The organism is Sphingomonas sorbitolis (genome assembly GCF_036663875.1).
Taxonomy (GTDB): domain Bacteria; phylum Pseudomonadota; class Alphaproteobacteria; order Sphingomonadales; family Sphingomonadaceae; genus Sphingomonas.
In genome coordinates this window covers 449,185-462,805 of record NZ_JAXOJS010000002.1, presented here as the reverse complement: position 1 = coordinate 462,805, position 13,621 = coordinate 449,185, and the positions used below count along the sequence as shown (strand labels likewise).

Annotated in this window: 11 protein-coding genes; 5 read left to right on the top strand and 6 right to left on the bottom strand. The window is 66.3% G+C overall.

What is annotated here, in order from left to right; genetic code table 11:
• Positions 1-65: 65 nt before the first annotated feature.
• Together U1763_RS07465 and U1763_RS07460 are read right to left on the bottom strand one after the other, a co-directional pair.
• Positions 66-1,064, bottom strand: coding sequence for an LLM class flavin-dependent oxidoreductase (locus U1763_RS07465; RefSeq protein WP_332754715.1), 999 nt, complete (start codon positions 1,062-1,064; stop codon positions 66-68).
• A gap of 156 nt (positions 1,065-1,220) precedes the next feature.
• Positions 1,221-3,509: a S8 family peptidase gene (locus U1763_RS07460; protein WP_443026902.1), complete on the bottom strand. Its 2,289-nt coding sequence runs from the start codon at positions 3,507-3,509 to the stop codon at positions 1,221-1,223.
• A 158-nt stretch (positions 3,510-3,667) separates the two neighbouring features.
• Between U1763_RS07460 and U1763_RS07455 the strand changes: the two genes are divergently transcribed.
• From U1763_RS07455 to U1763_RS07435, 5 genes are all read left to right on the top strand, one after another.
• On the top strand, positions 3,668-4,345 hold the full coding sequence (locus U1763_RS07455) for a pyrimidine 5'-nucleotidase (RefSeq protein ID WP_332754713.1): 678 nt from the start codon (positions 3,668-3,670) through the stop codon (positions 4,343-4,345).
• A complete protein-coding gene (gene dapD / locus U1763_RS07450; RefSeq protein ID WP_332754712.1) occupies positions 4,342-5,160 on the top strand; it encodes a 2,3,4,5-tetrahydropyridine-2,6-dicarboxylate N-succinyltransferase in 819 nt (272 codons plus the stop codon). Before U1763_RS07455 ends, dapD begins: the two co-directional genes overlap by 4 nt.
• A 61-nt stretch (positions 5,161-5,221) precedes the next feature.
• Entirely contained in the window at positions 5,222-6,193 is a 972-nt protein-coding gene (gene glpX / locus U1763_RS07445; protein ID WP_107963207.1) for a class II fructose-bisphosphatase, read from the top strand.
• A gap of 249 nt (positions 6,194-6,442) precedes the next feature.
• On the top strand, positions 6,443-7,174 hold the full coding sequence (locus tag U1763_RS07440; protein ID WP_332754711.1) for a CPBP family intramembrane glutamic endopeptidase: 732 nt from the start codon (positions 6,443-6,445) through the stop codon (positions 7,172-7,174).
• A gap of 53 nt (positions 7,175-7,227) precedes the next feature.
• Positions 7,228-9,078 carry a CocE/NonD family hydrolase gene (locus U1763_RS07435; protein ID WP_332754710.1) on the top strand — a complete coding sequence of 617 codons (1,851 nt, stop codon included), beginning with the start codon at positions 7,228-7,230 and terminating at the stop codon, positions 9,076-9,078.
• 136 nt (positions 9,079-9,214) lie between these two features.
• Here U1763_RS07435 and U1763_RS07430 read toward each other — a convergent pair whose 3' ends face one another.
• From U1763_RS07430 to U1763_RS07415, 4 genes are all read right to left on the bottom strand, one after another.
• The gene (locus U1763_RS07430; protein ID WP_332754709.1) at positions 9,215-9,976 is read right to left on the bottom strand and encodes an ABC transporter permease; all 762 of its coding nucleotides are present in this window, start codon (positions 9,974-9,976) and stop codon (positions 9,215-9,217) included.
• Positions 9,973-10,902, bottom strand: coding sequence for an ABC transporter ATP-binding protein (locus U1763_RS07425; protein ID WP_332754708.1), 930 nt, complete (start codon positions 10,900-10,902; stop codon positions 9,973-9,975). The genes U1763_RS07430 and U1763_RS07425 overlap by 4 nt, the downstream gene beginning before the upstream one ends.
• Before the next feature lie 168 nt (positions 10,903-11,070).
• A complete protein-coding gene (locus tag U1763_RS07420) occupies positions 11,071-11,781 on the bottom strand; it encodes a DsbA family protein (protein ID WP_332754707.1) in 711 nt (236 codons plus the stop codon).
• On the bottom strand, positions 11,778-13,133 hold the full coding sequence (locus tag U1763_RS07415; protein WP_332754706.1) for a M48 family metalloprotease: 1,356 nt from the start codon (positions 13,131-13,133) through the stop codon (positions 11,778-11,780). Before U1763_RS07415 ends, U1763_RS07420 begins: the two co-directional genes overlap by 4 nt.
• Positions 13,134-13,621 lie beyond the last annotated feature (488 nt).

Sequence of the window (13,621 nt, the reverse complement as noted above, 5' to 3'; positions counted from 1 at the left end):
CGCCCCCCATTGGGCCCCGGCCTTCGCCGGGGTGGTGTCTTAAGCGGAAGCGGTTCGCGGCCTAATTACGCAGCGATCTTCAGTTCCTGCATCACATCCGCCGTGATCGACAGGCTCCGCTTGCGGGCCTCGTGATCGTAGATCGCGCTGGTCACCATGACCTCGTCGACGCCAGTCCGCTCGACGAACGCCGCGATGCCGCGGGCGACCTTGGCGGGGCTGCCGACCGCTGAGCATTGCAGGACGTGGTCGAGGATCTGGTTGCCCTGCGCGCCGAGCGACTCGCGATAGCCGGCGAGGGGCGGCTTCATCTGACCTGGGTTGCCGGTGCGCAACGCTACGAACGACTGCTGCTGCGAGGTGGCGAGCAGTTCGGCTTCCGCGTCGGTCTCGGCTGCGAACACGTTGAAGCCCGCCATGACGTGAGGCTTTGCAAGCCGTGCCGACGGGCGGAAATCGCGGCGGTAGATCGCCAGCGCGGCATCGAGCGCATCGGGCGCGAAGTGCGAGGCGAACGCGTAGGGCAGGCCGAGTGCCGCCGCCAGCTGCGCGCCGAACGTGCTCGAGCCGAGAATCCAAATCTCGACGTCCGCGCCCGCTCCCGGGGTCGCGACGATGCCGGTCTGGCCGTCATTGGCGAAGTAGCTCTGGAGCTCCATCACGTCCTGCGGGAAGGCGTTGGCGTCGGTTTCCAGTGTGCGGCGCATCGCGCGCGCGACGCGCTGGTCGGAACCGGGTGCGCGGCCGAGGCCCAAATCGATGCGGCCGGGGAACAGGGCGTCGAGCGTGCCGAACTGCTCGGCGATCGTCAGCGGCGCATGGTTGGGGAGCATGATGCCGCCCGAGCCTACGCGGATGGTCTTGGTGGCGGCGGCGATGTGCGCGATCACGACCGCGGTCGCGGCCGACGCGATGCCGGTCATACCGTGGTGCTCGGCGACCCAGTAGCGCTGGAATCCGACGCTCTCGGCGTGCCGCGCGAGGTCGGCCGCGTTGGCGAGCGATTGAGAGACGGTGCCGCCTTCGATGACGGGAACCAGATCGAGCAGGGAATAACGTGTCATGCGGTAGAGATAGGTACCGACCGGTAGCTTATCCAGCCCCGTCCGTCTCTCACGTCCGTCATCCTGACGAAAGTCAGGATCGAGAGCCAAATACGGCAGCGCCCGTTACTCTGGATCCTGACTTTCGTCAGGATGACGAATTGGGGGCGTGGGTATTCAAAACCCCAAACTGTACCGCATCGCCATGCCGTAATCATTGGGCAGCGCAGCGAAATTGCCGGGGTCGCGGCGCCAGAAGAGGTTGGTGTCGAGGCCTCCGCCGAACACCGGCATGCCGTACCGCGCCTCGACATCCACTTCGCGACCTTGCGGGGCGAGGTTGAGGCGCTGCGTGGTCCAGTCGGTCACACTGCCGCTGGTATAGTCGAAAAAGGTCGGGAGCCCGAGGTCGATCCCGCCGCGCGCCACCCGCAGAGGTTGCGCGATGCGCAGGCCGATGCTGTCGTGGCCGAACACGCCGTCCTTGCCGATATCGGCGGCAAATGCGTTGGTGCGGACGAGGCCATCGCCGCTGAGACCGCCGCGGACGGCCGCGCGGGTCCAGCCCTGGCGCATCGATCCGCCGATGCTCCAGCCGGCGCCGGCATCGAAGCGCGCCTTGGTGTCCAAGAACCACGTCGCCGCCCGTGTTGCGCCGAGCGCCGCATCGAAGCGCGCGCCGAGGACGGTATCGCGCTCGTCCATCCGAGTCGCGGCGACCATCGTCGCGAGCCCGCCGAAGCGTCGATCGATCGCCAACGATGCGCGGTTGTAGCCGGAGCGTTGCCAGCGGTCGCGTAGCCGCAGGTCGTCGCCCCGTTGCGTCAGGACGTCGCCATTTTCGATTCCCGCGGTAAAGCCGAACCCGCCGAAGCTCTGCCGCATCGCGCTCGAGGCGCGCGTGCTGCTGTCGAAGCCCATGCTGCCGGCATTGGCGATCAGGAAGGCGGGTTCGGACTGGCCGGAGAGCTGTGCGCTCAGCGCGCCCGATCCTTGCGCGAAGCCGAAGCCGAACGACAGCGTGCTGCCGAGCTTATGCGTCACCATCCCCGCGATCGCGCGCGCGCCGGACGCGTCGGCGCGCGACAACGAGGTTCGGTCGAGCGCCACATCGCCGTTCGAACGGGGGGCCAGCGTCATCGACACCGTCATGTTGCCTTGCGCCAGAGCGACGGTGCGGAGGTGCGACTGCAACGCGCCACCCAGCGCGCGGTCGGGGCTGCGTTTCGCGATCGTCTTGGCCAGATCGATCGCGAACGCTCGGCTGTAGCCGTCGAGTATGACCGCACCGAGCTCACCCTGCACCGCGTCGCCCATGGCGGCGGAGAGCGTTGCATTGCCGCTCGTCGATACGAGGGCCTTCGAGCCAGCCATTGACGTTGCGCCGAGCGGTTGGAAAGCCCGGGTCAGGTCGAGCACGCCGTTGCCGTAGACGTAGTCGATTCCGGGCGCGCCGACATCGCGCGCGCTCTTGAAGAGGATGTCGACGATTTGCGCCCCTGTCAGGTTGGGGAATGCCTGCGCCAGCAGCGCGACCGCGCCGGAAATCTGCGGCGCGGCGAACGACGTGCCCGACCATAGATACGCCGTGTCGTTCTGGTCCGGCGCGCGGACGTTTTCGCCGATGGCGGTGAGGAAATGCGCGGCGCCGGTGCCGGCCCTGTCGCTGAAGCTCGAGATGCCGTCGCTGGACCCGACCGAGCCGGCGATGATCACCTGATTGCGGGCCTGTGCGTCACCGGCGACGTTGGTGAAGGGATCGGGGTTGACCGAGCCGTCATTGCCCGCCGCGATCACGACGACCAGCCCAGCGCTGGTCGCGCGGCCGATCGCGTCCTTCAGGCTTTGTGGCATCTCCGACCCGCCGAGCGAGATGTTGACGACTTTCGCCCCCGCTACGCGTGCTGCATCGACCCCGCGGGTGATCGCATCGGTCGGGAATTTACAGCCGGTGCTCTCATCGTCCTTGCTCGCCGTCGCGCAGGTGCCGGGGCGATCGGCGCGCAGGACGATCAGCGTCGCATCGAACGCAACGCCCTGCGAACCCGCACCGTTTCGGCGGCCTGCGAGCGTAAAGGCGACTGCGGTGCCGTGGCCCCCCTCGTCGTCGATCGAAGCGTTGCCGGCGACGTCCTGCGACCCGGACGAGATGCGGGTTCCGAATTCCTGGCTCTGCAGGTCGATACCGCTGTCGATCACGCCGACGCCGATGCCTTTGCCGGTCGCGCCGACATTATAGGCGGCAAGCGCATTCATCGAGACCGCACCTACGGTCGCGCGATATTCGCCGGTGTCGTTGCTGGACGGGGTTGGCGTGGGAGCAGGCGTCGGCGTGGGTGTGGGGGTTGGGGCGGGAGTTGGCGTTGGGGCGGGCGTTGGCAACGATGTCGAGGGCGGCGTCGGTGTGCTGTTGATACCGCCTCCACCGCCACCGCCACAAGCGGCAAGAAGAAGACCTGTCCCCATTGTCGCCGACCGCAGCAGGTCGGCCTTGATCCGTCGCATGAATTCCGCCCCTGTTGCCCGGACAAGCTAATGGAATACAAAGTGTTACGCGATGATAAACAAGGGGCCGTCCGGAGCCGGCTTGCCCGGTTGGTTCGCGGTGCCTAGAGGTTCGCGCGATGCTTGCCCGCCTTGACCCCCGCCTTGCCCATGTCCGCAACTGGATCTTCGATCTCGACAACACGCTGTATCCGGCGAGCGCGGACCTTTTTGCGCAGGTCGACGCGCGGATGACCGGGTTCATCCAGGACCTGCTCGGGCTCGATCACGAGGAAGCGCGGCGGGTGCAGAAGGGGTATTTCCACAATCACGGCACGACGCTGTCGGGGTTGATGACCGAGCATCAAGTCGATCCTCACGCGTTCCTGGCGCATGTCCACGACATTGAGATGGACGTGATCGAGCACGACGCGCCGCTGGTCGCCGCGATCGCGAAGCTGCCGGGGCGCAAGCTCGTCTTCACCAATGGCGACACGCCGTACGCAACGCGGATTCTCGACCGGCTCGGGCTGAGCGAAAGCTTCGAGGCGATCCACGATATCCATGCGATGAACCTGATGCCGAAGCCGCATGCGTCGGCCTATGCCGGGTTCTGCGCGGCGTTCGATATCGACCCGCGGGAGTCGCTCTTCGCCGACGACATGGCGCGCAACCTGACGCCGGCCAAGGCGATCGGGATGACCACCGTGTGGATCGACAACGGCTCCGAGCAGTCGCCCGACGCGGCGCGCGATCACATCGACTTTACCGTGCCGGTGCTTGCGCCGTGGCTCGAAACCATCCTGGAGACATCATGACCTTGCAGACCATCATCGACGCCGCCTGGGACGACCGCGCGAACCTTGGCCTGGATACCAAGGGCGAGGTTCGCGACGCCGTCGAGTCCGCGCTGGCGATGCTGGACGCAGGGACCGCGCGCGTTGCCGAGCCGACCGCTGATGGCTGGCAGGTCAACCAGTGGTTGAAGAAGGCCGTGCTGCTCTCGTTCCGGCTCAACGACAACGTCGTGATCGACGGCGGTTCGGCTGGCGCGCCTGGGTTCGACAAGGTGCCGTCGAAGTTCTCGAGCTGGGGCGAGGCCGAGTTCCGATCGGCTGGCATTCGCGTCGTTCCTGGCGCGGTCGCGCGGCGCGGCAGCTTCATCGCCAAGGGTGCGATCCTGATGCCGAGCTTCGTCAACATCGGCGCCTATGTCGGTGAAGGCACTATGGTTGATGCCTGGGCCACCGTTGGCTCCTGCGCGCAGATCGGCAAGAACGTACACCTGTCGGGGGGCGCCGGCATTGGCGGCGTGCTCGAGCCGCTGCAGGCGGACCCCGTCATCATCGGCGATGGCGCCTTCATCGGCGCGCGCGCGGAAGTGGCGGAGGGCGTGCGCGTCGGCGAGGGCGCGGTGCTGTCGATGGGCGTGTATCTGGGTGCATCGACCAAGATCGTCGATCGCGAGACCGGCGAAGTGTTCAAGGGCGAGGTGCCGCCGTACGCGGTGGTCGTGCCAGGCTCGATCGGCGGTGGTGACGGCAAGCCTGCGCTGTATTGCGCCGTGATCGTCAAACGGGTCGACGCACAAACACGTTCGAAGACCTCGATCAATGACCTGCTGAGGGACTGATCGAGTCGACAACCCGGCGGGCGCTGCCTATCCGGGGCCAAACATACCGAGGAGATAGACTTTGACCGCTGCTGCCAGCCAGGTTCTCGACCGCGTACTCGTCCTCGAAATGGTCCGCGTGACCGAAGCGGCGGCGATCGCCGCCTCCACGCTCGTCGGGCGCGGCGACGAGAAGGCAGCGGATGCGGCGGCGGTCGAGGCGATGCGCGAGGCGCTCAACTCGCTGTACATGGACGGCACGGTCGTGATCGGCGAGGGCGAGCGCGACGAGGCGCCGATGCTGTTCATCGGCGAGAAGGTCGGCTCGGCGATCGGCAAGGGCCCGAAGATCGACATCGCGCTCGATCCCCTGGAAGGCACGACGATCTGCGCGACCGCGGGGCCGAACAGCCTCGCCGTGCTGGCGATCGCCGAAGAGGGTGGGCTGCTCAACGCGCCCGACGTCTACATGGACAAGATTGCGGTCGGCCCGGGTTATCCCGAGGGCATCATCGATCTCGACAAGACGCCGACCGAGAACATCAACGCGGTTGCGGCCGCCAAGGGCGTACCGGCGCGCGACCTGATCGTGTGCGTGCTCGATCGGCCGCGTCACGAGGCGCTGATCGCCGAACTGCGCAAGGTCGGCTGCGGGATCATGCTGATCGGTGACGGCGACGTCGCGGGCGTGATCGCCACGTCCGACCCTGAGACGACCGTCGACGTGTACATGGGCTCCGGTGGCGCGCCCGAGGGTGTGCTGGCGTGCGCGGCGCTGCGCTGCGTCGGTGGCCAGTTCAAGGGGCGGTTGCTGTTCCGGAATGACGACGAGCGTGGGCGTGCGGCGAAGTGGGGGATCACCGATCTCGACAAGCAGTATGATCTGTCCGAGCTGGCCAAGGGCGACTGCATCTTCGCGGCGACCGGCGTGACGGATGGCTCGCTGCTCGCGGGCGTGAAGCGGAAGAAGGGCAAGATGACCACCGAGAGCGTGGTGATGCGCGCGTCGTCGGGGACGGTGCGCTGGGTCAAGGGCGAGCATCGGACGGACTGAGTCTGAGCCACTAATACCACCCCGGCGAAGGCCGAGGCCCAATTGGGGAACGCCGCTAACGGAGCGATGCGCTTAGTTACTCTGGACGTTCCAATTGGGCCCCGGCCTCCGCCGGGGTGGAGTACTGGGTCGGGGTGGTGACCTAACCACCTTGTTTCCCCGCGAAGGCGGGGACCCAGACTGGGCTCCCGCCTTCGCGGGAGAACAACAAGGCCAAGCGGTGGAACGCATGAAGGGCGAAGTGTCGACATGATCCTTCCCAACGCCCTCCTCCTCGCCACCCTCATGAGCATGGTCTGGTTCCTCAAAGGCGACCTCCTCGGCTATCGCCGCATCAAGCGCCGCCCCGACACCGCCTCGCGGCAGAAGACCTACCGCCTCTGGATCGCCAAGGCCGCGATCGCCTTCGTCCTGCCGGCCATCATCGGCCTCGCGCTACTGGGTCGCCTCGACGCCATCGTCATCGTCCCCCCCGAGTTTGACGCCCTCCGCAAACTCCTGCCAAGCCTCGCCGGCGATAGCCGTGCGGAGATGCTCGCCATGATCTTCGGCAGTGCGCTGGGTGGCCTGATCATCGGCGCGATCCTCGCCACGCGGCGCAACTGGCGTATCCTCAAGACGATCGGCAATGTCGGGTCGCTCCTGCCGCGCAACCGGCCGGAGATCATGCACGCCGCCGCCATGTCGATCGCCGCGGGCGTTTCGGAAGAACTTGCTTTCCGCCTGTTCCTGCCGCTGCTGATAGTTCTCGTCACGGGCAACGCCTTCATTGCGTTCGGGGTGGCGATCGCGGTGTTCGGCGCGATGCACCTGTATCAGGGGCGGGCAGGCGTGATCGCGACCACGCTCGTCGGCGCGCTGATGGCAGCGATCTACCTGATGACCGGCGAGCTGTGGCTCGCGATGCTCCTGCACGCACTGATCGATCTCAATTCGTTGGCATTGCGACCGGCGCTGACCGGGGCGTGGCGCGCGGCTTGACTTCGCGAGCGTGGGTTCGTCCAATCGGGCCACGGTTCACGAAGGGAAAGTCCATGTCGCGCCACGCCCTCCTGTTCGCATTGGCGATCACCGCCGCGGTGCCTGCCGCCACGCTTGCGCAGACCGCGCCGCAAACCGCAATCCAGTCGCCTTTCACGTTCGAAGAGGTGATGGTGCCGATGCGCGACGGGGCGAAGTTGCAGACGGTCATCATGCGGCCGCGCGGGATGACCGGGCCGCTGCCGATCCTGCTCCAGCGGACGCCGTATGGCGTGCCCGATGCGCCGTTCGCCACCGCCGATCGCTTCGCGCCGTTGATGAAGGACGGCTATGTGTTCGTGTTCCAGTCGATGCGCGGGCGGTTCAAGTCGGACGGGGTGTTTACGCTGTCGACCGCGGTCCACCCGGGCGATCCGAAAGCGGTCGATGAGGCTACGGATGCCTACGACACCGTCGGCTGGCTGGTGAAGAACGTCCCCGCCAATAATGGCAAGGTCGGCATGTGGGGCGTGTCATACCCCGGGTTCGCCGCCGCCGTCGCGCTGGCGAACCCGCATCCGGCGTTGAAGGCGGTCTCCCCGCAGGCGGCGTGGATCGATTACTGGCAGTCGGACGACCTGCACCGCAACGGCGCGCTGCGGTTGAGCTATGCGACCGACTGGGTGTCGTCGCTGCAACTCGACAAGACGAAGAATTCCGACTTCGCGTATCCGAGCGATACCTACGATTATTTCCTCAAGGCTGGCTCGGCGGAGGTGATCGACCGGACCGTGTTCAAGGGGCGCGTGCCGATGTTCACGTCGCTGCTCGACCATCCCAATCACGACGGCTTCTATACGGCGCAGCGCTGGACCGATTCGCTCGGCAAGACGACCGTGCCGACGCTGAACGTCGCCGGGTTCTGGGATCAGGAGGATCCTTGGGGCTCGTGGCAGATCTATGCGCGTCAGAAGCGCAACGACCCGAACCATCTGGCGCAGATGGTGGCCGGGCCGTGGCGGCATGGCGGGTGGCAGGGCGTGGCGGATCATCTCGGGCCGATTCCGCTTGGCACGGCGAGCGGCACGCAGTTCCAGGAGCAGATCCAGGCACCGTTCTTCGCATACTGGCTGCACGGCAAGGGACCGCGGCCGGACTTTGCGGCGAAGATGTTCCAGTCTGGGTCGAATGTGTGGAAGACCTATGCTGCCTGGCCTCCGACGGGCGCGAAGACGACCGAGCTGTATTTGCACGCGGACGGCAGCCTGTCGTTCACCGCGCCGGCCGCGGGTGAGGGATGTCGCGATTACGTATCCGATCCGGCGAACCCGGTGCCGTTCCGCCGGCGACCCATGTCGGCGACCTATGCCAGCCCGGACTGGGCATGGTGGGAGGCGGACGACCAGCGCTTCGTCGATCACCGGCCCGATGTGCTGGGGTATGTGTCGGAACCTTTGACTGCCGACCTGACGGTGACGGGGGCGCTGTCGGCGACGTTGCAGGCATCGACCAGCGGGACGGACAGCGATTTCGTGGTGAAGCTGATCGACGTGCTGCCAGACGATACCGAGTCGATGACGGCGCGTAGCCTTCAGCCGGGCGACTATGCCCGGACGCTCAACGGGTATCAGTTGCCGATCGCGATGGAGGTGCGGCGCGGGCGCTTCCTGGCGAGCGATACGGCGCCGCAGCCGTTGGTGCCGGGGAAGGTCGTCGCGTGGGACGTGCCGCTGCGCGACCACGACCATGTCTTCAAGGCGGGGCACAGGATCATGGTGCAAATCCAGTCGAGCTGGTTCCCGATGATCGACCGCAACCCGCAGTCGTTCGTGGCGAACATCGCGCGGGCGAAGGCGGGGGATTACGTGAAGGCGACACAGAAGGTCTGCGCGGGCTCGCGGATCACGTTGCCGGTCATGCGGTAGGGTCTGCGGACAGCTGCCCACCCCGGCGGAGGCCGGGGCCCAGTTGGAAAGGTCGACGTAACGGAGCGCGGTCTTTCGCTATTACCGTCCCCCAACTGGGCCCCGGCCTTCGCCGGGGTGGTGCGTCTGTCTTCCTTCAGTTCTTCATCCGCCAGCCGGTTTTGAAGATCCAGGCGATCGCGATCAGGCACACGGCAAGGAAGCCCGCCGTCACCGCGAGGCTGACCCCGACCGCGACGTCGCCCACTCCGAAGAAGCTCCAGCGGAAACCGCTCACCAGGTAGACGACCGGGTTGAACAGGCTGAACGTGCGCCACGGCTGGGGCAGCATGTCGATCGAGTAGAACGCGCCGCCGAGGAACGTCAGCGGCGTGATCAGCAGCGCGGGGACGAAGTTCAACTGCTCGAAGCCGTTCGCCCATACGCCGATGATGAACCCGAACAGACTGAACGCGACCGCGGTCAGGATCAGGAACGCGATCATCGCGACCGGGTGCTCGATCCGCAGCGGCACGAAGAACGAGGCGGTGGCGAGAATGATCAGCCCGAGGATCACCGACTTGGTGGTCGCCGCGCCGACATAGCCGATCACCATCTCCATTGCCGAGACGGGCGCCGACAACAGCTCGTAGATCGTGCCGGTGAATTTGGGGAAGTAGATCCCGATCGACGCGTTCGAGATGCTCTGCGTGAGCAGCGACAGCATGATCAGGCCGGGGACGATAAAGCTGCCGTAACCGACGCCGCCGACCTGCTGCATGCGGCTGCCGATCGCGCCGCCGAAGACGATGAAATACAGCGACGTGGTGAGGACGGGCGTGACTAGGCTTTGCCACAGCGTGCGCAGCGCGCGCGCCATTTCGAAGCGATAGATCGCCCAGATGCCATGGGTATTCATGCGCGTTCTCCGACGAGATCGACGAAGATGTCTTCGAGGCTCGACTTGCTGGTTTCGAGATCCTTGAAGCCGATGCCGAGTTCGCTGAGCTTGCGCAGCAACGACGGGATGCCGGTGTGGTCGGCCTGTGCATCAAACACGTAGCGCAGGCGCTTGCCGTCGTCTTCCAGTGCCACATCCCAGTCGGCGAGTTCCGGCGGGATCGTCGTCATCGGGTCCTGGAGCGCGATGTCGAGTTCGCGCTTGCCGAGCTTCTTCATCAGCGACGCCTTGTCGTCGACGAGGAGCAGCTTGCCCTTGTTGATGACACCGACGCGGTCGGCCATTTCCTCAGCCTCCTCGATGTAATGCGTCGTCAGGATGATCGTCGTGCCGCCTTCGCGCAGGCGGTGGACGAGCTTCCACATGTCGCGGCGCAGCGCCACGTCGACGCCCGCGGTGGGCTCGTCGAGGAACAGGATTTCGGGTTCGTGTGCGAGTGCCTTGGCGATCAGGACGCGGCGTTTCATCCCGCCGGAGAGTTCGCGAATCTTCGCGTCGCGCTTGTCCCAGAGCGAGAGGTCGCGGAGCACCTGCTCGATATACGCGCTGTGGCCCGAGCGGCCGAACAGGCGGCGGCTGAAGGTGACGGTGGCGAGCACCGTCTCGAACATGTCGACATTGAGTTCCTGCGGCACGAGGCCGATGCGGCTGCGGGCCTGCTTATAATCGCGGATTGCGTCGTAGCCGGCGACCTTGATCGTCCCGGCGGACGGCGTGACGATGCCGCAGATTATGCTGATCAGCGTCGTCTTGCCAGCGCCGTTGGGGCCGAGGAGGGCGAAAATCTCGCCCTTCTGGATGTCGAGGTCGACGGGGTGGAGGGCTGTGGTGCCGCTCTTGTAGGTTTTGGTGACGCCCGCGATGGACAGGATCGGTTCGGTCATTGGCACCCCTTTTTCGTGGGTGTCAGATGGGGGTGGGACGTGCCTATTGATAGGGGGCGGGCTACCCAAATCCCGTCATCCTGGGCTCGACCCAGGATCCAGAGCCATGCGCGTTCCGATTGTGGCTCTGGATCCTGACTTTCGTCAGGATGACGGGAGTGGGTGGGATTAGCCAGCGCGGGCTGCTGCTACGGCTTTTTGCAGGTCTTCGAGGGGGAGGGCGCCCGACAACACGCGGTCGCCGACGACCCAGCTCGGCGTCCCGGTCATGCCGAGTTTGGCGGCTGTTTCCATGTTCTTGGCGATCTCGGCGTCGGCGGTCTTGGTGAAGCTGGCCTGCGTCGTGTCGACCCCGGCCTTGCCCGCGGCGGCCGCGATCGAGGCGTCGCTGACGGGGCCGCCGGCGTAGAGCGCGTCGTGGAAGGTGGCGAACTTGCCCTGTTGCGCGGCGGCGAGGCTGGCGCGGGCGGCGATGCGGCTTTCGGCGCTGAGGATGGGGAGTTCGCGGAAGACGACGCGGACTTTCGGGTCGGCGGCGATCAGCTTGGCGATCATCGGCAGGCTCGCGCGGCAATAGCCGCAGTTATAGTCGAAATATTCGACCAGCGTGACGTCGCCCTTGGGGTTGCCGGCCCAGGCGCTGCCGAACGGCGTGACGATCGCGTCGCGGTTGGCAGTGACGGTCTTGCCGGACTCGCGGTCGCGCAGTTTCTCCATCGCCTCGGGGAGGATCTCGGGGTGCGCGAGGACGTAGTCGTGGACGATCGATTCGACCCGCGCGCGCTCGATGCCGTCGCCCTGGCGGTCGAAACCCCAGACCGCAAGGCCTCCGATGACGGCGCCCGCGATTGCGATCGCTGGGAATGTAAGTTTGCTCATTTGCGGCGCTTATACTGCTTGGGGTTGTCGTCCATCTCGTTCTGCGCCGCCATCGCGATATCCTGCGCGCGGATCCAGTCGGTCGTGTTCGCCGGGATGTTCGCGAGGGCATATTGCGCGCTCGCCGAGGCGGTTCGCATGTCGCCGCCCATGCTCGCGCGTTCGGCGGTGGCGAGCGCGGCGCGCGCTGTGTCGCCGGTCAGTTCGTAGACGGTGCCGAGCTGCATCCAGGCGAACGGGTTCTGGTCGTCGCGGCCGACCGCGGTGCGCAGGACCCTGGTGGCCTCGGGGTAGTTCGCCTTGTTCTCGGTCGCGATCAGCGCATGGCCGAAGGTGGTGGCGATCAGCGGATTGTTGCGCGAGCCTTCGGTGGCTTCGCGCAGGGGGACCAGCGATTCGGTCGGCTTGCCGGCTTCGAGCAAAATCTGACCCTTGATCTCGAGGAAATACGGGTCGGTGGGTTCGGCCTTTACGAGCGCGTTGGCTTCGGCATCGGCTTTGTCGGGGTAGCCGGCTTTGTGATACGCGTAGGCGCGGGCGTAGTGCGCGTAGATCGACTGGTTGCTGGGCGGGTAGGCCTGCAGCGTCTGGTCGGCGGGCATGACGTAGCCGGCGAGCTTCGCCTTCACGCGGCGGAAGCGTTCCTCGAGCGCGGCGTCGGGTTTGTTGGCCCAGGCGGGCGAGGCTTGCAGGTCGGCGGTGAGCGTCGCGACGCGCTCGCCGGAGAGCGGATGCGACTGCATGAACGGATCGATGTTGGCGGTGCCGAAGCGGTATTCCTGCTGCTGCAATTTCTTGAAGAAGCTGAGCATGCCGCGACCGGAGACGTTCGCCTCGCGCAGGAATTTCGCGCCGGTCGCGTCCGCGGTCGATTCCTGGACGCGGCTGAACGAGAGGTAGCTGCCCATCGCCGCCTGCTGGCCCGCCGCCATGATGCCGGCGCCGGCCTCGCCGCTGCCGGCCGCCATCGCGGCGAGACCGAGCACCATCGAGAGCAGGTACATGCCCATTGCCGGCTTGGTGCCGCGATCGGCGAGGACGACATGGCCGTCGGCGATGTGGCCGAGCTCGTGCGCGATGACGCCCTGGACTTCGTTGGCGTTGTCGGCGGCCTGGATGAGGCCCGAGTGGACGTAGACGGTCTGACCACCGGCAACGAACGCGTTGATCGACTCGTCGTTGACGAGGACGACCTTCACGTCGCGCGTCGAGAGCCCGGCGGCCTTGATCAGCGGGTTCGACATCTCCGCGAACATGGTTTCGGTCTCGGCGTCGCGGAGGATCGACTGGGCCTGGAGGGGCGTCGTCCAGAGGAGGAGGGCGGTGGCTGCGGCGGCTACTAGGCGCTTCATATTACGGGGTATCGTCGATTGGGGGCGGGGGGGCAATGGTCGTGCGGTCGGGCGTGCGGTGGAGTGAAGTATAGGAAGTGCAGACGCTGGGAGCGGTTTTTGCGGTTGGTGGGCGTGTGGGTGGCATTGGGGGAGGGGAGCAGGGTTTGGGTGTGTAGGACAGGGGTTTGAGGGGGGGGGGCGCTGGGGGGCGTGTCGTGCTCGTTTCTCTCCCACGTCATCCCAGCGAAAGCTGGGATCTCCCCGTTTGGCGGGTGTCGCGTGCCATGTGGGATACCCCAGCTTTCGCTGGGGTGACGGGTTTTGGCTTGCGGTGGGGGTGGGTGGTTTGGAGTGGCATGAGACGCGTTCGAGACGTTGCCGCGCAATAGCTACCACCCCGGCGGAGGCCGGGGTCCAATTGGGGGACCGGGCTAACTGGGGCAGCGTGCCGTTATTGCCACCTTTCCAATTGGGCCCCGGCCTTCGCCGGGGTGGTGGTGGGTAGG